Source organism: Rhizobium sp. SYY.PMSO (genome assembly GCF_046840415.1).
Lineage (GTDB): Bacteria > Pseudomonadota > Alphaproteobacteria > Rhizobiales > Rhizobiaceae > Rhizobium.
Genome location: NZ_CP177349.1, coordinates 1521467 through 1541631 on the forward strand (window position 1 = coordinate 1521467; position 20165 = coordinate 1541631).

Below are 20165 nucleotides of genomic sequence, written 5' to 3' on the forward strand. Positions count from 1 at the left end.
AACTGTATCGTTACAGTTTTTAGCTTTGGATCAAGCAACCGTCGCATTGCGACTATGCTTGCGGCGAGCATCTGGGCAATATAGGGGGATTGGCTGCGGGAGGCGGCCGGGAGGCAAGCTTGAACGGAATGGACAATAAGAAAATTTCAGGCGGCGGAACATCGTCCGCACCGGAACGGCCAACGCTGAAGACCATTGCCTTCATGACGGGGCTCGGGATCACCACTGTTTCGCGCGCATTGAAGGATGCCCCCGATATCGGTGCGGAAACCAAGGAACGCGTGCGCATGGTTGCCCGGCAGCTGGGTTATCAGCCGAATCGCGCCGGCGTGCGTCTTAGAACCGGCAAGACCAATGTCATCGCCCTGGTCCTCAGCATCGACGAGGAAATCATGGGCTTCACCAGCCAGATGGTTTTCGGAATCTCCGAGGTTCTTGCCGGCACGCAGTACCATCTGGTGGTCACGCCGCACTCGCACAGCAAGGACCCCCTGGTGCCGGTGCGCTATATTCTCGACACGGGCTCGGCCGACGGCGTCATCATATCGCGTACGGAGCCGGACGATCCGCGCGTTCGATTGCTGTACGAACGCGGCCTGCCCTTCGCCACGCACGGGCGGACGGATATGGGCATCGTTCACCCCTTCCATGATTTCGACAACGAGGCATTCACCCATGAGGCCGTTCGTGCGCTGGTCGCCAAGGGGCGGCGTCGCCTAGCCCTGCTGCAGCCCGTCAGCAAGCTGACCTACTACTCGCATATCCGCATCGGCTTCCAGATCGGCCTGCACGAATTTGGCGCGGAGGAGATCCCCCTGAGAGTGACGACCGATGCGCCGCTGGCCGATATCAGGGATTGCGTCGAGGCGCTGATGCGCTCTCCGCATCCGCCGGATGGTATCGTCTGTTCCAGCGGCGGCGGCGCCATTGCGGTGAATGCCGGCATCGAGGCGGCGGGTTTCCGCCTCGGCAGGGATATCGATATGGTGGCCAAACAATCGACGGACGTACTGAACTGGATCCGCCCGGAAATCATCACGATCTATGAGGATGTCCGTCACGGCGGCCGCGAACTGGCCAAGGCGGTCATCGCCCGCATCGACGGCATAGAACCGGAGCTGCTGCAAAGCATCAGCGAGCCCGTCTGGCCGAAGAGCTGACGACAAAAAGGCCCGCTGGATTTCTTCAGCGGGCCTTTCTCATCTCGAATCCTGCAATTTCTCTCAGCCGTTGGCGCCGCTGCCCCATGGGCCGTGGTGAATATCCTTGCCGTCGACGCGGTCGAAACCATGGGCGCCGAAGAAATCGCGCTGGGCCTGGATCAGGTTGGCGGTGCCGCGCGCCTGACGATAGGCGTCGAAGTAGGTCAGTGCCGAAGCAAGCGCCGGAACCGGAAGGCCGGCGGCGGTCGCAGCCGAAACGATGCGCCGCAGCGACGGGATCGATTCCTTCACCATCTCGGCAAAGGCCGGCGTCACGATCAGGTTCGCCGCATCCGGCGTCTTGGTAAAGGCGCTGGTGATCTCGTCGAGGAACTGCGAGCGGATGATGCAGCCGGCACGCCAGATCTTGGCGATGACGGGCATCGGCAGCGACCAGTTGAATTCCTTCGAGGCCTCGGCCATCACGGCAAAGCCCTGCGCATAGGCGCCGATCTTGGCCGCAAACAGCGCAAGCTCAAGATCCTTCAGCAGATCGGGACCGAAAGCGATCGGGAACTTGTAGTCGGGCGTGCCGAAGATCTTCTCGGCGGCTTCGCGCTGGCTCTTGATGGCGGAAAGGCTGCGAGCCGCGACGGCGGCTTCGATGGCGGTTGCCGGGATGCCCATATTCTGGGCTTCGATGACGGACCACTTGCCGGTACCCTTCTGGCCGGCCTTGTCGAGGATCACGTCGGGCATGGCGCTGCCGGTCGCAGGATCCTTGGCGGCCAGAACCTTCTCGGTGATCTCGATGAGGTAGGAGTTGAGGCGGCCCTTGTTCCACTCGCCGAAGATCGAGCTGATCTCGGCCGCGCTCTTGCCGAGGCCATCGCGCAAAATGCCGTAGATTTCGGCGATCATCTGCATGTCGGCATATTCGATGCCGTTGTGGATCGTCTTGACGAAATGCCCTGCCCCGTCATTGCCGAGCCAGGCGCAGCAGGCTTCGTCGTTGTACTTGGCAGCGATCGAGGTCAGCACCTTCTCGACGCGCTTGTAAGAGTCTTCCGTGCCGCCGACCATGATGGAGGGGCCGTGGCGCGCACCTTCCTCGCCGCCGGATACGCCCATGCCGATAAAGGTCAGGCCGGTGTCTTTCAGACGATCGAAGCGGGCGATCGTATCGCGGAAATTGGCATTGCCGGCGTCGATCATGATGTCGCCCTTGTCCAGATACGGCTGCAGCGCCGCCATCTGCTGGTCGACCGGGTCGCCGGCCTTGATCATGATGATGATCGGCCGCGGCGGGCGGATCGACTCGACGAACTCCTCGATCGTCTTGCAGGGAATGATCTTGTCCTTGAGCGCACCCGCATTCGCATAGAATTCGTCCGTCACATGCGTCGTGCGGTTGAAAACTGCGATCTTGTTGCCTTTCTCGGCGATGTTGAGCGCCAGATTCGATCCCATAACAGCAAGACCGATCAGCCCGATTTCTGCCTTTTCCACGACAATCCTCCAGTGACTCGTTGACTGCGCCCGGCCCTACCCTGAAAACGCAGCAACATCCGATATGACGCAATCCCACCAGCGCCCGGCATGACCGGCGACAGCCCTGCGTTGGGGGTTGTTGTTGCACTCCGGGCGGAAAACGGCAAGCCTTCGCAAGCCGTGAATCGTCCCCTTTGCAGGACTGTGCAAAAATGCTGCGGAATTCGCGATTCATCCGTTTCCGAACCAGCGCTTGCCGGGCCGGGCCCAGCCTGTAGAGATGATATAGAGGAGGAAAACACCATGTCGACCATGAGCGCGAAGATCGTTCACATCTCCATCGATCGCGACTGGAGAGAGGTCTACGATTACGCCAGCCGCCCGCAAAACATGCCTTTCTGGGCCTCGGGCCTGGCGTCGGGACTGACACGGGATGGCGACGACTGGATCGCCGAGGGCACGCTCGGCGCCGCCCGCGTCCGCTTCGCGCCCCGCAACGACTTCGGCGTCATCGACCATCAGGTGACACTCGAATCCGGGCTGTCGGTTCACAATGCTCTGCGCATCGTACCGAACGCCGATGGCTGCGAAATCATGTTTACCCTGCTCCGGCTCCCGGGCATGAGCGAGGAACAATTCGCAGCCGACGCCGCGCATGTCATGCGCGATCTGAAAACGCTGAAGGAGCTTATGGAACGCTAGCGCAGCTTACGAAAAGTTGCGCGACGTTTCTCCATCCGGAGCTGCGGAAAATCATCGAGATAGGGCGGTCGGGAATCTGGATTTTCTTGCTTTACCCGCGCCTAGAGGGTGCGCAATGTCCAATCGACGAGTTCTACCGTCACGCCTGCAAACGCAGCATCGAGTGCACGGACGAAATCGGGATTGCTGCCGCCGCTGATGGGCACAACCTTGCGGAAGACGTTCTGCGCCTTCACCGTGCCCGTACGATCGTTCAGGATCTTTTCCGAGATTTCCACCGTTGCCGTCTTCTGGCCGCCGGACGCATTGATCTCGAAAGCGCGGATATCGGTGACGATCTGATAGTCGATCGCAAGCCCCTGTCCCGGCACGCCGACGCCGCCGAGCTTGCCGGTATTCTCGAAGGCTTCGACCAGCTTCGATTGCACCATGCGGCTCAGCTTGTCACTCCATTGCGATTTGCCGAGATACTGGATTTCCGAAGGTGAAACGCGGATGACGATCTGGTTGCTGTCCAGCGCCTGCAGCGCCGTCGGCGGCGGAATGAGGATCTGGCGGCTCTTGACGGAGGGCCCGTTCGCCTTCACCGACCCGGAAAGATCGTAGGTATCGTTGTTGGCTGATGTTCCACAACCTCCAAGCAGGGCCGCAAGCAGCGGCAATGCGATCACGGCTTTCCACATCTGATGACGCTCACTCGACACGCAACCCACCATATTCAGCTTATCCTCCGGAGACCAGATATCGCTATTCATCAATGCCGCGCGCGGCCATCATATGTCTTGACCGTATCGCCACCGAAGATCAGTCGCTGCGGATTACGGTCGAAATTAGTGATTGTACTGTTCAGATTGTCAACCGTGCCACGCATATCGTTGATGAGGGTCTGGGCGTCGCGCAGACCGCTGCTGGAGAATCGCTGCAGATTGTCGGCGATCGGGCCGATGCGGGAATTGAGGTTGTCGGCCATCTTCTTGAAGGATTCGAGCGTGTCCTTGGCCTGGGCAAACAGCGATTGCGTGCTGTCATTGCCAAGCAGCGAATCGACCTTCGTCAGAATTCCATCGACCTTGCCGGATGCCGCATTGAGCTTGGTGGAAATGTCGCGGGCATTGGCAATCGTCTGGTCGATATCCTGCTGATGGGCAGCAACGGAATTCGCCACATCGCGGATCGAAGCCACCGCCGTGCGAGCCTGCTTCGTCACATCGGCGATGTCATCGACCGATCCCTTGATCTTCGCAGGGTCGATCTGCGCGACGATCGCGTCGACACGATCAAGCGTCTGCTGCGCCTTCTGGCCGAAAGCGTTGTAGGTGTCGGCGGTCTGCTTGAAGCTTGCCACCGTCGCCTTCAAATCGGTCGTGGCATCCGCCACATTCGCGGTGATCTTGTCCGCATTGGCGATGACGTCGTTGACCTTCTGGGCATCGACCGCCCGCACCAGCTTCTCGATCGCGTCGAGCGTCGAATCCACCCGGACCGAGACCGTCTTGAAGGTGTCGGAAAGCTGCCCGACGCTTGCCAGGAATTTGTCGATATTGTCGGAATTGTCGGCGATTGCCTTCGAGAATTTCTGCGCGTTGCGCACCGTATCGGTCAAGGGTCCGCGCGAATCCGAAACAAATCCCTGAATGTCCCCGATCGTGTCGTTGGCGCGGTTCAGGATCTTGTCCGCCGTCGTCAGCAGGTTCGTCACGCTTGACTGATCGGCGAGCAGCACCGCTCTCTTGCCGGTGTCTATGGAGCGCTTCAGGATGTTCTCGTCGCCGTTGCGCCCGCCGGAAAGCTCGATATAGGCCGCGCCCGTAAGACCCTGGATTTCAAGGATGGCCTTGGTCGAGGTATAGACCGGCGCATCCGCGCGCACCTGCGTAAAGGCCAGCGAATAGTTGGGATCATCCGCATCGATGGAGAGACTCTGGACCGATCCGACCTGGATGCCGTTGAAGCGAACCGGCGAGCCGACGCTCAGCCCGTTCGCCGATCCGGGAATACGCACGACCAGTTCGACCATCGGACCGCCCCGGCCGTACTCTGCCATCCAGTAGACGAAACCGAAGGCAGCCGCGATGACAAGCAGCGTAAAGAACCCGACGATCGTATAATTGGCTTTGGTTTCCATTGTCTCCAGTCACTTCTCGCGGCTGTGGGCGCTTGCGCCTTTGTCGTCGTTGCGTTCCATGATGTCTTCCCGCGGCACGATCGAGCGTGCGCGCTTTCCCCTGAAGTAGGATTGCACCCAGGGGTCGTCACAGACGAGCATGTCCTCAATCGTGCCTTCCACCAATACCCGCTTCTGTCCGAGAACAGCAATACGGTCACAGACGGAAAACAAGCTGTCGAGATCGTGAGTCACCATATAAACGGTCAGGCCGAGCGTGTCGCGCAGTCTGGCGATCAGCTCGTCGAACTCCGAAGCGCCGATTGGATCCAGACCCGATGTCGGCTCGTCGAGAAAAACGAGATCCGGATCGAGCGCCAGGGCTCTCGCCAGCGCCGCACGCTTGATCATGCCGCCGGAAAGCTCGGATGGATACTTGTCGGCGGCATCGGCGGCAAGACCCACCATGCGGATCTTCATCATCGCCAGCTCGTCCATCATTTCCTTGGGCAGATCCAGATATTCCCGCATCGGCACCTGGATGTTTTCCTTCACCGTCAGCGAGGAAAACAGCGCTCCCTGCTGGAAGAGCACGCCGAGGCGCATGTCCAGCCGGTTGCGTTCCTGCTCGTCAAGCTTGTCGTAATCCTCTCCGAGGATTTCGATCTTGCCGGAACGGCGCGGCAGCAGCCGCAAGACCGTGCGCAGCAGCACGGACTTGCCCGCGCCGGAAGCGCCGACGAAGCCCAGGATTTCGCCGCGATAGATATTCAGGTTCAGCTTGTCGAGGACGACTTTCGACCCGAAGGCAACCGTAACGTCCTGCGCCGACAGTACGATATCCCTGCCATGCTCGTTTTTGTCCAACGGGGTTTCCGAGTGATGCGCGCTCATCGTTGATATCCTCAGAAATCGATCGCTGCGTAGAACATGGCAAACAGCCCGTCCATCAGGATAACGACGAAAATCGATTTCACCACGGATGAGGTCACATGCTGACCCAGCGACTCGGCACTGCCCCCGACCTTCAATCCCTCGACCGCCGCGACGATACCGATGACCAGCGCCATGAACGGCGCCTTGATCATGCCCGAAATGACCGTCGAAAGGCTGATCGCCTCATGCAGGCGTGAAATGAAGGTCGCAACGGTGATTCCGGAATAGCCCCATGCGACCATCGCCGCGCCAAACAGCGAGGCAAAGTTCGCAATGACGGTCAGCAGGGGCAAGGCGACTGTCAGGGCCACGAGTCGCGGAAAAATAAGCACGCCGATCGGGTTGAGTCCCATGACCTTCAGCGCATCCACTTCCTCGCGCATCTTCATCGAGCCGATTTCCGCGGTAATCGCGCTGCCGGAGCGGCCGGCGATCATGATCGCCGTCAGCAGCACGCCGATTTCGCGCAATTGCAGGATACCGACCAGATCGACGACGAAGACCTCGGCACCGAAATAGCGCAGCTGGAAAGCACCCTGCTGCGCGATGATCGCGCCGATCAGAGACGACATCAGCAGGATGATCGGAACGGCGCGCACCGCCATATGGTCGATCTGATTAACGATCGAGGCCGGGGAAACGCCGCTGCCGCGCCCGAATTTGAGCTGAGCTCCGCGCACGGCCGAGCCCAGGATATACATGGCGGCGACAAGGTTGTCCCATAAGTCGTAGACGCTCTTGCCGATAGGCGCGAAGAGCCGCTCCGGCAAGGACTTGCCCGCCTTAGGTGCTGCGGATTGATCGTCCGGATGCGTGTCGAAAGCCGTCAGCAGTTCATCGATATGCGAATCGGACCCTTCGATCGTAACGTGGGCCTGATGCGCTTCCTGGCTTTCCTTGAGGCGGCGAATCAGCAGCGCGCCGGCGGTGTCGACGTCGGAAAGGCCGGAAAGATCGATCACCACATCGCCGCCGGAACTGCGCTTCGACAATTGCTCGATCTGCCGCAAAACGCCATGGACATTGGCGCTGCGCCAACTGCCCTCCAGCCGATAGCGATGGCCCGCGCCTTCAGGCGCATCATCGATCTTCGGTGCATCGGACTTCTGTTCGGCTGGTTTCAAACTCATGCGTCTTTCAAATCTGGCACACATATGACCGACTCGGAGAGCCCGCAGCGATCAATGCTTAATACACCGGCCGAATAGGAAATTTCCATCTCACGGCGGCGCCAACATATGTCACCGCTTTTTGATATCCAAATGAATTTGCTGGATCGCCCTAGGATACGCCGTGAGCGCCCCCGCCGATAGCCGGCCTCCCGGACCGCAACCCATAAGCGAAAACGACCATGGCAAGGCCCAGAGCGGCAATGCCGGCCATGACGTAGTAACTCGACAGGTCGAGCCAGGCATAGAGATAGCCGGATGCCAATGTCATGAGACCGAGGAACATGCCGTTATAGAAATAATAGGCGCCCTGAGCGGACGATTCCTGCGTTTCCTGGACCGATGCGACGATGCGGCGCTGGATGCCCGTATGGACGCAGGCATAGGTGCAGGAGTGAAAACACTGTAACACGAAATAGCCGATGAAACCGAAATTGACCGGGAACAGGATCCAGCGCAGGATACACATGGTCGAGCCGAAGAAGATCAGCGTCCATGCGCTGAACCGCCGGCTCAGCTTCTTCGACAAAAAGAAGACCATGACCTCGGCCGCGACACCGATGCTCCATAAGATGGCGATCTCGGCGCCGGAGAAGCCCAGCTTGCGCCAATAGATCGACGCAAACGTATAAAGCATCGCATGGCTCGACTGCTGTACCGAAACCCCGATCATGGTGATGAGCAGTTGCGGGGAACGCAAATTTCCGGTCGGCGACTGCAGGTTGATCGGCTGGTTGCGCCGCCGCGTCGGCCCGATGCGCGGCGCAAACAGGCCCATCAGCATCGTGAGAATGAAGCCTGCCACCATGACGGGCAAGACGGTGGTTCCACCCCAGATGCTGATCAGCTGACCGCCGAGAAGCGTCGACAGGATAAACGTGATCGATCCCCACACCCGCATGGAGCCATAGTCGAATCCCCAGCGGCGCACGCCCGACATGGCGATCGATTCCACCACCGGCACGTAGGGCGCATAGGTCGCGCCCTGGATGCCGTAGACCAGAAGCACCGACCAGAAGTCGCTTGTCCAGTAGAGCGCGATTGCCGTCAGAAGCGACAGGGCGCCGGACCACAGCAATACGTCGGCGCGCTCCGTCATATGATCGGCCAGCACGGCGATGACGGGCGTCACCAGAACGCGCACCACCATGGGGATGGCGATCACCAGACCGATTTCATGATCGTTGAAATTCAGCCCCGCCAGCCATACGGGAAAGAACGGCAAGGCAATGCCGTTGACGAACAACGGCGCGCAATAGGACAAGGCGGTGCGCAAGCGGAAATACGGCGGCGCACCCTCGCCCTGGAAGGACTTGATCGCGGGAATCATGACAGACCTGAAGGGGAACTGATTTGTCCCTATCACGCTATCGATAGTACGACTATGGCGAGAAATGGCCAAGACCGTAACGTTTCGGAAAAATCCGGGGCCAAGGCGGTTCCGCGACGATCAATAATTATGACATGCTATTATTAAGGCCGTGAAGCGGCGTAAAAGCTACGCCGCCTGGGCGCCCAGAGGCCGCGGCAGCCCTTCCACGGGCGAACCGGCCGGCTGCGTCTCCAGGATCGATCGCCAGGTGATGAGCTCGAAGGTGCCGTCCTGGTGCTCGGCGATCGCCGTGCAGCTTTCCACCCAGTCGCCGGTATTGATGTAGCGCACGCCGTCCAGATCTTCGATGACGGCATGGTGGATATGGCCGCAGATCACGCCGTCGGCATCGTTGCGCCTGGCCTCTTCGGCCACGACGCGCTGAAATTCGCCGATGAAATTTACGGCGTGCTTTACCTGCTGCTTCGCCCAGGCCGAGAAAGACCAGTAAGGCATGTTCAAGCGGCGGCGTATCGCCGCAAGGCCGATATTGATCAGAATGGCCATGTCGTATGCCCAGTCGCCGAGATAGGCGAGCAGGCGTGCGTTGCGGACGACCACGTCGAATTCGTCGCCATGCAGGACCAGATAGGTCTTGCCGTCTGCCGTTTCATGAATGGCCCGCTGGGCCACCTCGATACCGCCGAAGTGCATGCCGGGGAAATCCCGCAGGAATTCATCGTGGTTGCCGGGGATATAGACGATGCGCGTACCTTTGCGCGCCTTGCGCAGAAGCTTCTGCACGACGTCGTTGCAATCCTGCGGCCAGTACCAGTTTCGCTTCAGGCGCCAGCCATCGACGATATCGCCGACCAGAAAGATGGTATCGGCATCATGATAACGGAGAAAGTCGAGCAGGAAGTCTGCCTTGGCAGCTTTCGAGCCCAGGTGCACGTCAGAAATGAACAGCGTCCGAAATCGCCTGGTGTCCATGTTTTCATTCACGAACTTTATGTCCGTGCCCTATCCTACCTTGGCTATTCCAAAACCAGACTCGTGTTTCAGGAAGATGACAAATCCTGTGTCTGGCGGCTTATCGGCGGGTTCGGCCGCCTCTTGCCGCGATGCAAGGTCCGGACGGTCGCCTGCAAAACGGGCGACACCAAGGCAAAACATCGCCTGCGCCGGCTCCCCCTCATGCGCAATCCCATGCCGTCTTCGCGGCGGCCATCGGGTGATCGTTGCGGAAAAGGCAATTCAGTTATGCCACGGCAAAAACGCCTTGCGACGTCGATTGCATACTGTGAAGGCGAAGCGATTGATGTATGGAGGACTCTAGCGCAGGCAGGAATGGAGACGCGAGTTGGATACGAACGACACTTCGAAAGCAGCCAAGAATATGGCGAGCGGAAATTTCGACGAACAGGCGCTTTATTTCCATCGCTATCCTCGCCCCGGCAAGCTGGAAATTCAGGCGACAAAGCCGCTGGGCAACCAGCGCGATCTGGCGCTCGCTTACTCTCCCGGCGTCGCCGCTCCCTGCATCGCGATCCGCGACAATCCCGAAATGGCTGCGGACTACACGTCCCGCGCCAATCTCGTTGCGGTGATTTCGAACGGTTCGGCCGTGCTCGGCCTCGGCAATATCGGCCCGCTCGCCTCCAAGCCGGTCATGGAAGGCAAGGCCGTCCTCTTCAAGAAGTTTGCCGGCATCGATGTCTTCGACATCGAAGTCGCAGCGCCCACCGTCGATGAGATGGTCAACACGATTTCGGCGCTCGAGCCGACCTTCGGCGGCATCAATCTGGAAGACATCAAGGCGCCGGAATGCTTCGATGTCGAACGCCGCCTGCGCGAAAAAATGGAAATTCCGGTCTTCCACGACGATCAGCACGGCACTGCCATCATCGTCGCCGCCGCCGTCCTCAACGGGCTGGAACTGGCGGGCAAGAAAATCGAGGACGTCAAGATCGTCGCCTCCGGCGCGGGCGCGGCTGCGCTCGCCTGCCTCAATCTGCTCGTGATCCTCGGCGCCAGGCGCGAAAACATCTGGGTCCACGATATCGAAGGCCTGGTCTACAAGGACCGCAACGTCCTGATGGACGAATGGAAGTCCATCTACGCCCAGGATAGCGACAAGCGCGTGCTTGCCGAATCCATCCCGGGCGCCGATGTCTTCCTCGGCCTGTCCGCCGCCGGCGTGCTGAAACCCGAACTTCTCGCGCAGATGGCGGAAAAGCCGCTGATCATGGCGCTCGCCAACCCGACGCCGGAAATCATGCCGGACCTCGCCCGGGCCGCACGCCCCGACGCCATGATCTGTACCGGGCGCTCGGATTTTCCGAACCAGGTGAACAACGTCCTCTGCTTCCCCTATATCTTCCGCGGCGCGCTCGACTGCGGTGCAAAGACGATCAATGAGGAAATGAAGATGGCCGCCGTGCGCGCCATCGCCGCTCTCGCCCGCGAGGAGCCTTCCGATGTCGCCGCCCGCGCCTACACTGGCGAGACGCCGGTCTTCGGCCCCAACTACCTGATCCCCTCGCCCTTCGATCCGCGCCTCATCCTGCGCATTGCGCCGGCCGTGGCGAAAGCCGCCGCCGACAGCGGCGTGGCGCTGCGTCCGATCAAGGATTTCGACGCCTACATGGACGAGCTCAACCGCTTCGTCTTCCGCTCGGGCTTCATCATGAAGCCGATCTTCGCTGCCGCGAAAATCGCCGAACGCAAGCGCGTCGTCTTCTCCGAAGGCGAGGACGAACGCGTGCTGCGCGCCGCCCAGGTTCTGCTTGAGGAAGGAACCGCATCCCCGATCCTGATCGGCCGTCCCTCCGTCATCGAAAGCCGCCTGAAGCGCTACGGCCTGAAGATCCGTCCGAATACCGATTTCGCCGTCATCAACCCGGAAGACGATCCGCGCTTCCGCGAATATGTCGAGCTGTATTTCTCGCTCGTCGGCCGGGCCGGGGTAATTCCCGAGGCCGCGCGCACGATCGTCCGCACCAACGCAACGGTCATCGGCGCGCTCGCCTTGAAGCGCGGCGAAGCCGATGCCCTCATCTGCGGCCTCGAAGGCCGATATGAGCGCCATCTGCGCGTCGTTCGACAGGTCATCGGCAAGCGGCCGGACGTTCGCGATTTTTCCGCGCTCAGCCTGCTTATCTCGCAGCGCGGCGCTACCTTCTACACCGATACCTACGTGACGTTTAACCCGAGCGCCGAGGAAATTGCCGAATCGGCGGTCCTCGCGGCGCAGGAGATCAAGCGTTTCGGCATCGAGCCACGCGCGGCTCTGGTCTCGCACTCCAACTTCGGCTCCCGGGAATCCGAGAGCGCAACGAAAATGCGTGACGCGCTCGCGCTCGTGCGCGAAGCCGCGCCGGATCTGGAAGTCGATGGCGAAATGCATGGCGACAGCGCCATTTCCGAAAGCCTGCGTCGCCACGTCATGCCGGATAGCGCGCTTTCCGGCGAAGCGAACCTGCTCGTGTTCCCCAACCTCGATGCCGCCAACATCACGCTCGGCGTGGTCAAGACCATGACCGATGGCCTGCATGTCGGCCCGATCCTGCTCGGCACGGCGCTTCCAGCCCATATTCTCTCGCCTTCCGTCACGTCCCGCGGCGTGGTCAATATGGCGGCTCTGGCCGTGGTCGAGGCATCGCAGCTCGCCTGAGCGAAATCCTCGCAGCCGCCATGCGGTGGCTGCGAGCCGCGATTTCATGAAAATCCTCTCGAAATCCATGCATTTTGATGGATACGTTGTTAAGCTCGAAGATATAGGCTTCAGCGAAATCGAACCGCTTTCGAGAGCAGAACCGTGAACCGCGGCACAAAACACGTTTCCATAGCCCTGCTGTCCGTATTGACGGCCACACCGAGCCTGGCGCAGGCCGATCTTTGCAACGAGTTGCGCGGCCGCTACGTGGATATTACCCAGGTGATCGGCGCGAGCCAGGAAACACGCCAGCTGTCACGCTCCATCGTGCAACAGAATCTGGCGATCCGCCGGACGATGAGCGATCTGCGCAACCAGGGCTGCGTCGAAGACAGCAGCATGGTGATCATCGGGCAGGACAATCAAGTCGTCTGCGACGACATGAGAACCTCGCTCGACAGGATGCGGCACGACCTCACCATCCTGATGGACCAGCGCGAGCAAAGTGTCGGGCGCGTCGATGCCGTTGCCATGCAGCGCCGTCAATTGCTGGATACGATGCAGCGCAACGGCTGCAGCCTTCCGGCCTCGTCCACACCCGATATCGTCATCGACACTCGCACGAAGCTGGACGCCTATGCGCCGGAGCAGCAGTCCCTGGCGCAACCCGAAAGCTCCATTACCGTCATCGAGACATCGAAGCCGCGGGACAATGCCAGCCTGCAGCAGAAGCTGACGCCCGCAGCGAAGGCTCCCGCGGTAACGCAGGCCGAGCCGCAGCAGTTTCCGCCGGATCGCCCCTACGATCCCGCCGCCCATAAGGTTCGCCAGGTCGGACCGCAATTCCTAGCGACCGACCAGGGCAGCATCGACCTCAAGCATCCCAAGGCCGGCGGACCGCAGCCGACGCAATAGAGCCTTTCCGCTTTTCTTCAAGTCGCGAAAACGCTCTATCCCTTTGTTCTTTCGCAATTCCCGACGGAAAACCGCTGCGTACTTTTCCTGGAATTGCTTTCGACCGGCCAGACGTCCGTCATCCCGCCTGACCGCACCATCTCATTGTTTTCAGGCAGAGCCACGCTGGCGCAACAGCGACATGACGACCTCGTCACCCGCCTCTTCGGCAAGATCGCGATACGACCGCCCCGATGCATCCCGGACGGAGCGATCCGCGCCCTGCTCCAGCAGGAGGCGAACCGCGTCTGCACGCCCATTGCCGATAGCAAAGCCAAGCGGCGTCATCCAGTCGCGATCGGTGGGGTGCCCATGCGGTCGGAATTCGCCGAAACGGATGTTCATCTGCTCCGGGTGCCGATCGAGAAGATCGGCCAGCCGATCCACCAGCCCGAAGGCTGCCGCGGCGAAGATATCCAACGGGTGGGCCGCGAGAAACGCGACCATATCCTGCTTGCCATTATATTCGGCCCAGCCGATCGGCGGAGCATAGAAATAGGGATCGCGGATGGTAGTGTCGGCACCGTGCCGGATCAGCAGTCGCGCCATCTCGATATGGCCGTGAAGCGCTGCCTCATGCAGCGGCGTGCGGCTGGTCATGGCGTTGACCTCAAGCCCCAGTGCCAGCATCCGCCGAGCGGATTCCAGATCGTTTTCACCGGCGGCGTCATGGAGCATCGCGGGATGAGCCCGCTGCATCGCAGACATGATGTCACCGCCCGGCTTCATCTTCAGCAGTTCAGCGAGCGATATCTCCTTGTTCATGGCGGCGATGTAGAATTCGTCTTCCGCTTTCAGCTGAACGGCCGTGGCGCCCTTGAGCACCAGATACCCGGCCAGATCCGCGTCACCGCCAACACGCGCCCATTCGAACGGCGTTCTGCCATTGACGGCCTTGTGGACGTCGGCACCGTGCTCGACCAGCAAACGCACACGGTCCGCCATGCGATGCTCCAGCGCCCAGGCCAGTTGATAATCGAAGACGGTTTGGGAATTCGCAACGAACCCGCCATCCTCACGCACCAGCCAATTGTTGGTATCTTTCGCCGACAGGCCATATTGCAGCAATACCTTCAGGCATGTGTCGTCCGGTTCGAACATACGGTTATAAAGTGCCTGGCTGTCGTTGGCTTCGGCGCCCGCATCAAGCAGCAGACGTGCGAATTCCACGCAATCCGGATGCGACGGCTGACGCATTTTTCCCGCCTCGCCTTCGCCGAAAACGCCGGTCAGGACCGTGAACCGATATTGGCCGCCATCAAGGAAAAAGGCGTCGACATCAGCGCCGCGCCTGACGAGCTCGCGGGCAGCCGGCAGGCTCGAGCGGCCCGGCAGCCGGGCATAAGCGGCATACATCAGAGGAGACCAGTCGTATGGCCCGCCCCTGCGGTCGAGGAGTTGAGGTTGCCGATCGAGCCAGCGCCCTATGGCATCGGCATCCCCGATTGCCGCGGCAACGTGGATATTCTCGCCGGCGAGCCCCGGATTCTCGTCCAATAGCTGCCGTGCCTCGTCGAACCGTGCGGGATCGGCCGGAACGTTGCTAAAATACGAGACCGTGGCGAGCGACAGGAAGCGGTTGGCGAGTTGATCCGGCGGAACGCGCGTGCGTTCGCCGCTTTCCAGATGCGCCTTGAGCTTCGTCCAGCTGGAGAAACCGAATTCGCGGGCGAGAACCAGCTGGACGTCCTGCAATCCGACATGGGCCATATCGGCAAAATACGGCGCGACACGGCTGCGCGCCGAAGCATCGCCTGCTTGAACGGCCTTGAGGAAAGACTTGGCCTGCTTTTTCAGGGAATCGAGTGTGGCGGTGCTCGCCAGAGAGCGCGTGGTCACGATAGACCTCCTTCCATTTACGTCCGGTATCCGCGCCCACAGACTGAAAAGAGGTGTGGCAGTCTCATTCTACATGCATCAGGTGGGCCTTGCCCTTCCCGCGGATCGGATGCGCCCTGCGAACGCATCCAGATCTATAGCGCCGGTTACGCTCTGTCCAGCGGTCAGGCCGGCTCGTAACGCACATAGGCAAACGCATCGCCTTCCGGCGACCAGTTCGGCACGTTGATGCTGCCCTGGCCGCCGAAGAATTCGAACAGGGTGACAAGATTGCCGCCATCCAGATCCATCAAGCGCATCCGCACATTCAGGTCGCGCGGATGGTCGAAGACATCCGGGTCGTAGGAGATCAGCACGACCTTGTCGTTCTTCGGCGACGGATGCGCGAACCAGTTGCCGTAGTCGTCATGGGTCACTTGCTGCAGGCCGGTGCCGTCGGGATGGATGCGCCAGATCTGCATAAGGCCGGTGCGGCTCGAATTGAAATAAATCCACTGCCCGTCGGCGGAAAAATCCGGGCCGTCGTTGCGGCCCTCGCCATGGGTCAGCCGCGTCTCCTCGCCGCCGTCGATCGAGATCGTGTAGATATCGAAAACGTCATTGCGGATGCCGCAATAAGAGAAGCGCTGTCCGTCCGGTGACCAGCCATGCCAGTAGGATGGCAGATTGCTCGTAACCTGCCTCGGTGTGCCCCCCTCCGCCGGCAAGACATAGATGCAGGCCTTTCCATGCTCGGTCTTGTCGGAAATCGCAATCAGCGAGCCATCGGGCGAGATGCCGTGATCGTTGTTGCATCGCGTCGCGAAGCCGGTATCGACGCGCACAGCCTCGCCGCGACCGTCCAGAGGCAGCCGATATAGCAACCCGTCGCTATTCAGCAGCAGATAGCGCCCATCCGGCGAATAGTTCGGCGCTTCGACAAGCCGGTCGGTTTGCCAGACCACACGGTTCGCGCCCGTGCGGATATTATAGATCTCGACCGAGCTGCGCATTCGTCCTCTTCCTGCGTCGAAGGCACGATCAGCGATCGCGGAACCGATTGGTGATCGGATAGCGGCGGTCGCGACCGAAATTCTTCTTGGTGATCTTTACGCCCGGAGCAGACTGGCGGCGCTTGTACTCCGCCAGATAGAGCAGATGCTCGACGCGGTGCACCGTCGCGATGTCGTGGCCGCGCGCCACGATCTCCTCGACGGACATTTCCTTTTCCACCAGACATTCGAGAATGTCGTCGAGCACCGGATAGGGCGGCAGCGAATCCTGGTCCGTCTGGTTCGGCCTGAGTTCAGCCGAGGGCGCCTTGTCGATAATGTTATAGGGGATCACTTCTCCCGAAGGACCAAGCGCGCCCGGCGGCACATGCAGGTTGCGCCAGCGCGACAGCGCATAGACCTGCATCTTGTAGAGATCCTTGATCGGGTTGAAGCCGCCGTTCATGTCGCCGTAGAGCGTGGCATAACCAACCGACATTTCCGACTTGTTGCCGGTCGTTACCACCATCGAGCCGAACTTGTTGGAGATCGCCATCAGGATGGTGCCGCGGGCACGGCTCTGCAGGTTTTCCTCGGTGATGCCGCTTTCCGTTCCCTCGAACAGATCGGACAATGCCGAGGTGAAGCCCGTGACGGGATCCTCGATCGGCACGATATCGTAGCGGCAGCCGAGCGCCTTGGCGCAATCGGCCGCATCTTTCAGCGAATCCTGCGACGTATAGCGATAGGGCAGCATGACGGTACGCACGCGCTCCTCGCCGAGCGCGTCGACGGCGATCGCAGCGCAGATCGCGGAATCGATGCCGCCCGAAAGGCCAAGCACGACCGACTTGAAGCCGTTCTTGTTGACATAGTCGCGGAAGCCCAGCAGGCAGGCGCGGTAATCCGCCTCCTCGCCGTCCGGAATATGCGCCATCGGCCCTTCGGCGCAGTGCCAGCCATCGCCGTTCTTCTTCCAGGTGGTAACTGCCAGCACGGTTTCGAACTGGCTCATCTGGAAGGCCAGCGTCTTGTCGGCATTGAAGCCGAAGCTTGCGCCGTCGAAAACCAGCTCGTCCTGGCCGCCGACCTGCGCGGCGAAGATGAGCGGCAGGCCCGACTCGATCACCTGCCGCAGTGCGACCTGATGACGGACATCGACCTTGCCGCGATAGTAAGGAGAGCCATTCGGAACCAGAAGGATTTCCGCGCCGCTTTCGGCCAGCGTCTCGCAGATCCCGAGATCGTTCCAGATTTCCTCGCAAATCGGAATGCCGATACGAACGCCCCGGAAATTGACGGGGCCGGCGATCGTCCCCTCATCGAAAACCCGCTTCTCGTCGAACTCGCCGTAATTCGGCAGGTCGACCTTGTCCCTGATGAAGATGACCTTGCCGCCGTCCAGCACGGCTACGGAATTGTAGCGGCCCGTGTCGTCCTGCCGTGGAAAGCCGATGACAACGCCGGGGCCGCCATCGGCGGTATCCGCAGCCAGGCTCTCCACCGCCTTCCAGCAAGCACGGATGAAGGCGGGCTTCAGCACCAGATCCTCCGGCGGATAGCCGGAAATGAACAGCTCCGTCAGCAATACGAGCTGAGCGCCCTCGCGCGCGGCCTCGGCGCGTGCTTCGCGCGCCTTGGCGAGATTGCCTGAGACGTCGCCGACCGTCGGGTTAAGCTGCGCGACGGCGATGCGGATGGTGTGGGTAATCTGGCTTTGCTCTGTCATGCCATACATTTAGCGAGGGCATCTTTCTTCCGCAACCGCCTTCCTTCTGCGGCAGGCGATCAAAGAGCGCGCTACCCGCATAGGCGGTATTTTTACCCGGAAAATTACTAAGCCTGCCTTGCGGTTCATCCGCCGTTCATGACAGAAACGTGACAATTATATGAATATTTTGCAGCATTGTGGAGAAATCCTTGGTCGCATTGGTCATCGAGTCCGCCCTGGCGGGCAGGCTTGCATTTTTCCGGAAGCTCGGCGCGGCGAGAGAGAAGTCCGCCATCCTCCGCCTGCTTCTGAGCCTTGCGCTGACCCTGCTTTTCTCCCTGTCGATCGTCATCGCCGTCGAATGGATTGCACGCGGAGAGTTCACGCCGATCGTACCCTATCTGCTTTCGCCATCCCGCCCCGGCCTTGCAACGATCGGTATCGTCATGCTGGCGATGCTGATACTGGATGCATTGATCGGTCGCGCGCATTTGTCAGCTATGATCGTTGCGCCGCTGCTCGTCGTCCCGGCCTTCATTTCCAGCCAGAAGCAGCACTTCCTTTCCGATCCGCTCTATCCTTCCGACCTGCTGTTCGCGCGGCAGATCGTGGAACTGATGCCGGTCATGGTCAGGGATCGCCCGTGGACGGCGGTCGCACTCGTCGCGGGCATCGCCGTGTGCCTGGCCGCCCTGACACTGCTCTGGCGCTATATCCGGCGTCATGCCGCGGCGCTCTCGCGCAAGGAGCGCGTCGGCCGGCTTTCGGTGTGCCTGCCGCTGGCGGCACTTTTCGTCTCGCAGATGGACCCGACGCAATATTCCTTCATCCGCGAAAAGCTGGGCATCATTCCGATCGTCTGGGATCAAAAGGAAAACTATAGCCACAACGGTTTCATCATCGCCTTTTCGCTCAACCTGCCCATGGCCGACGTCAAGTCGCCGGCCGGCTACGGATCGAACGCGATCGACGCCATACCGGCGCGGAACTACGGCTATCTCTCCGGTCCGCGCCAAAAGCCCGACGTCATCATGCTGATGAGCGAATCCCTGTGGGATCCGACACGGCTTTCCAACGTCGCCTTCACGCCCGATCCGATGCCGACGATCCGCGCCAGGCAATCGGGGTATGTCTTCTCGCCGGAATTCGGCGGCATGACCGCCAATGTCGAATTCGAGGCGCTGACAGGTTTCTCCAATGCCTTCCTGCCCTATGGCAGCATTCCCTATCAGCAATATGTGCGCCGGCCGATCCCGTCGCTTGCCACCTTCTTTCGCGGCGAAGGCTATCTGGCGCGCGCCCTCCATCCCTTCAGCGGCTGGTTCTGGAACCGCAATGAAGTCTACAAGGCATTCGGTTTCGAAGAATTCCATACCCAGGAAACCCTGCCGGCCATGGACAAGCGCGGCATGTTCGCGGCCGACGACTCCCTCATGAAGGAAATCATGCGCGAAGGCGACGCGGCCGAGCGCCCGTTTTTCTTCTTCGCCGTCACCCTTCAGGGACATGGCCCCTACGAAGCCAACCGCTATGCCGAGAATACCGTCGATATCGGCGGCAATCTGAACGGCGACGACCGCGCAACGCTCGCGACCTATGCGCAGGGCGTGCGCGAAGCCGATGCCAGCCTGAAAATGCTGATGGACTGGGCCGAGAAGCGCGACCGCGAAACCATCATCGTCCTCTGGGGCGATCACCTGCCGCCCCTCGGCAACGTCTATCCGGACACCGGCTATATGCCGCAGCAGGTCGCGACCCGCAAAGCCCCGCTCGACGTCATGAAGAAGGAGCACGAGACACCGCTCGTCATCTGGTCGAGCAGGAAGGGCGTTCGCAAGGACATCGGCACCATCAGCCCGTCTCAACTGCCCTATCATCTATTGAAAACCGCCGGCTACGAGCATCCCTTCTACACGGGCTTCCTGGGCCGCGTGCAGAAGAAATACAGCATCGTCGATCGCTATCAGCTTGCGACGCGAGACAATAACGCGTTTCCGGACTGGGCGCGCAAGGAGCAGGACATCGACCCGATGGTGCGCGATTATCGCTATCTGCAGCACGACATGATGTTCGGACAGCAATATGGTCTGGAGCGCTTCTTTCCCTATCATGCGCAAATCGTCAGCCAGGAGGGCAGCTAGAGCGTTTCCGCTTTTATCTGAATCGGAAGGGATTC

General features: G+C 60.6%; 15 protein-coding genes. 5 read left to right on the forward strand and 10 right to left on the reverse strand.

Annotation, left to right across the window (positions count from 1 at the left end; all coding sequences use genetic code 11):
• Positions 1-128: 128 nt before the first annotated feature.
• The gene (locus ACJJVH_RS07390; RefSeq protein ID WP_412065007.1) at positions 129-1160 is read left to right on the forward strand and encodes a LacI family transcriptional regulator; all 1032 of its coding nucleotides are present in this window, start codon (positions 129-131) and stop codon (positions 1158-1160) included.
• Positions 1161-1223: 63 nt separating this feature from the next.
• Here the strand turns inward: ACJJVH_RS07390 and gndA are convergent, their stop codons facing one another.
• Positions 1224-2651, reverse strand: a complete 1428-nt coding sequence (gene gndA / locus ACJJVH_RS07395; RefSeq protein ID WP_112797616.1) for an NADP-dependent phosphogluconate dehydrogenase — start codon at positions 2649-2651, stop codon at positions 1224-1226.
• A 285-nt stretch (positions 2652-2936) separates the two neighbouring features.
• On the opposite strand from gndA, the gene ACJJVH_RS07400 reads away from it, so the two are divergent.
• The gene (locus ACJJVH_RS07400) at positions 2937-3335 is read left to right on the forward strand and encodes an SRPBCC family protein (protein WP_113503434.1); all 399 of its coding nucleotides are present in this window, start codon (positions 2937-2939) and stop codon (positions 3333-3335) included.
• Between the two features lie 101 nt (positions 3336-3436).
• Here ACJJVH_RS07400 and ACJJVH_RS07405 read toward each other — a convergent pair whose 3' ends face one another.
• From ACJJVH_RS07405 to ACJJVH_RS07430, 6 genes are all read right to left on the reverse strand, one after another.
• The gene (locus ACJJVH_RS07405; protein WP_113503589.1) at positions 3437-4051 is read right to left on the reverse strand and encodes an ABC-type transport auxiliary lipoprotein family protein; all 615 of its coding nucleotides are present in this window, start codon (positions 4049-4051) and stop codon (positions 3437-3439) included.
• A 38-nt stretch (positions 4052-4089) separates the two neighbouring features.
• Positions 4090-5460: an MlaD family protein gene (locus ACJJVH_RS07410; RefSeq protein ID WP_112797620.1), complete on the reverse strand. Its 1371-nt coding sequence runs from the start codon at positions 5458-5460 to the stop codon at positions 4090-4092.
• A gap of 9 nt (positions 5461-5469) precedes the next feature.
• Positions 5470-6333 carry an ATP-binding cassette domain-containing protein gene (locus tag ACJJVH_RS07415; protein WP_112797622.1) on the reverse strand — a complete coding sequence of 288 codons (864 nt, stop codon included), beginning with the start codon at positions 6331-6333 and terminating at the stop codon, positions 5470-5472.
• Between the two features lie 11 nt (positions 6334-6344).
• Complete coding sequence (locus tag ACJJVH_RS07420) at positions 6345-7505, reverse strand: ABC transporter permease (protein ID WP_113356782.1); 1161 nt, start codon at positions 7503-7505, stop codon at positions 6345-6347.
• 151 nt (positions 7506-7656) lie between these two features.
• Positions 7657-8874, reverse strand: coding sequence for an MFS transporter (locus ACJJVH_RS07425; RefSeq protein WP_112797624.1), 1218 nt, complete (start codon positions 8872-8874; stop codon positions 7657-7659).
• 168 nt (positions 8875-9042) lie between these two features.
• Positions 9043-9849, reverse strand: a complete 807-nt coding sequence (locus ACJJVH_RS07430; RefSeq protein WP_112797626.1) for a UDP-2,3-diacylglucosamine diphosphatase — start codon at positions 9847-9849, stop codon at positions 9043-9045.
• 406 nt (positions 9850-10255) lie between these two features.
• On the opposite strand from ACJJVH_RS07430, the gene ACJJVH_RS07435 reads away from it, so the two are divergent.
• Both ACJJVH_RS07435 and ACJJVH_RS07440 read left to right on the forward strand, forming a co-directional pair.
• The gene (locus ACJJVH_RS07435; protein WP_112798136.1) at positions 10256-12532 is read left to right on the forward strand and encodes an NADP-dependent malic enzyme; all 2277 of its coding nucleotides are present in this window, start codon (positions 10256-10258) and stop codon (positions 12530-12532) included.
• A 144-nt stretch (positions 12533-12676) separates the two neighbouring features.
• On the forward strand, positions 12677-13429 hold the full coding sequence (locus ACJJVH_RS07440) for a hypothetical protein (protein WP_113356780.1): 753 nt from the start codon (positions 12677-12679) through the stop codon (positions 13427-13429).
• 150 nt (positions 13430-13579) lie between these two features.
• On the opposite strand, the gene ACJJVH_RS07445 is transcribed toward ACJJVH_RS07440, so the two are convergent.
• The 3 genes from ACJJVH_RS07445 to ACJJVH_RS07455 form a co-directional block, all read right to left on the reverse strand.
• Positions 13580-15307, reverse strand: coding sequence for an ankyrin repeat domain-containing protein (locus ACJJVH_RS07445; protein ID WP_412065008.1), 1728 nt, complete (start codon positions 15305-15307; stop codon positions 13580-13582).
• Positions 15308-15471: 164 nt separating this feature from the next.
• The gene (locus tag ACJJVH_RS07450; protein WP_113356778.1) at positions 15472-16299 is read right to left on the reverse strand and encodes a TolB family protein; all 828 of its coding nucleotides are present in this window, start codon (positions 16297-16299) and stop codon (positions 15472-15474) included.
• Positions 16300-16327: 28 nt separating this feature from the next.
• Positions 16328-18007, reverse strand: a complete 1680-nt coding sequence (locus ACJJVH_RS07455; RefSeq protein WP_412065009.1) for an NAD+ synthase — start codon at positions 18005-18007, stop codon at positions 16328-16330.
• Between the two features lie 191 nt (positions 18008-18198).
• Here ACJJVH_RS07455 and ACJJVH_RS07460 point away from each other — a divergent pair, with 191 nt between their 5' ends.
• The gene (locus tag ACJJVH_RS07460) at positions 18199-20130 is read left to right on the forward strand and encodes an LTA synthase family protein (protein WP_412065010.1); all 1932 of its coding nucleotides are present in this window, start codon (positions 18199-18201) and stop codon (positions 20128-20130) included.
• The last annotated feature ends 35 nt before the right edge of the window (positions 20131-20165 follow it).

What these genes read in the sequence shown, in the direction of transcription:
- ACJJVH_RS07455 (WP_412065009.1), bottom strand. Translation starts at nt 18,007, where the DNA reads ATGACAGAGCAAAGCCAGATTACCCACACCATCCGCATCGCCGTCGCG.
- ACJJVH_RS07400 (WP_113503434.1), top strand. Translation starts at nt 2,937, where the DNA reads ATGTCGACCATGAGCGCGAAGATCGTTCACATCTCCATCGATCGCGAC.
- ACJJVH_RS07425 (WP_112797624.1), bottom strand. Translation starts at nt 8,874, where the DNA reads ATGATTCCCGCGATCAAGTCCTTCCAGGGCGAGGGTGCGCCGCCGTAT.
- ACJJVH_RS07430 (WP_112797626.1), bottom strand. Translation starts at nt 9,849, where the DNA reads ATGGACACCAGGCGATTTCGGACGCTGTTCATTTCTGACGTGCACCTG.
- ACJJVH_RS07410 (WP_112797620.1), bottom strand. Translation starts at nt 5,460, where the DNA reads ATGGAAACCAAAGCCAATTATACGATCGTCGGGTTCTTTACGCTGCTT.
- ACJJVH_RS07415 (WP_112797622.1), bottom strand. Translation starts at nt 6,333, where the DNA reads ATGAGCGCGCATCACTCGGAAACCCCGTTGGACAAAAACGAGCATGGC.
- ACJJVH_RS07405 (WP_113503589.1), bottom strand. Translation starts at nt 4,051, where the DNA reads ATGGTGGGTTGCGTGTCGAGTGAGCGTCATCAGATGTGGAAAGCCGTG.
- ACJJVH_RS07420 (WP_113356782.1), bottom strand. Translation starts at nt 7,505, where the DNA reads ATGAGTTTGAAACCAGCCGAACAGAAGTCCGATGCACCGAAGATCGAT.
- ACJJVH_RS07435 (WP_112798136.1), top strand. Translation starts at nt 10,256, where the DNA reads ATGGCGAGCGGAAATTTCGACGAACAGGCGCTTTATTTCCATCGCTAT.
- ACJJVH_RS07450 (WP_113356778.1), bottom strand. Translation starts at nt 16,299, where the DNA reads ATGCGCAGCTCGGTCGAGATCTATAATATCCGCACGGGCGCGAACCGT.
- ACJJVH_RS07390 (WP_412065007.1), top strand. Translation starts at nt 129, where the DNA reads ATGGACAATAAGAAAATTTCAGGCGGCGGAACATCGTCCGCACCGGAA.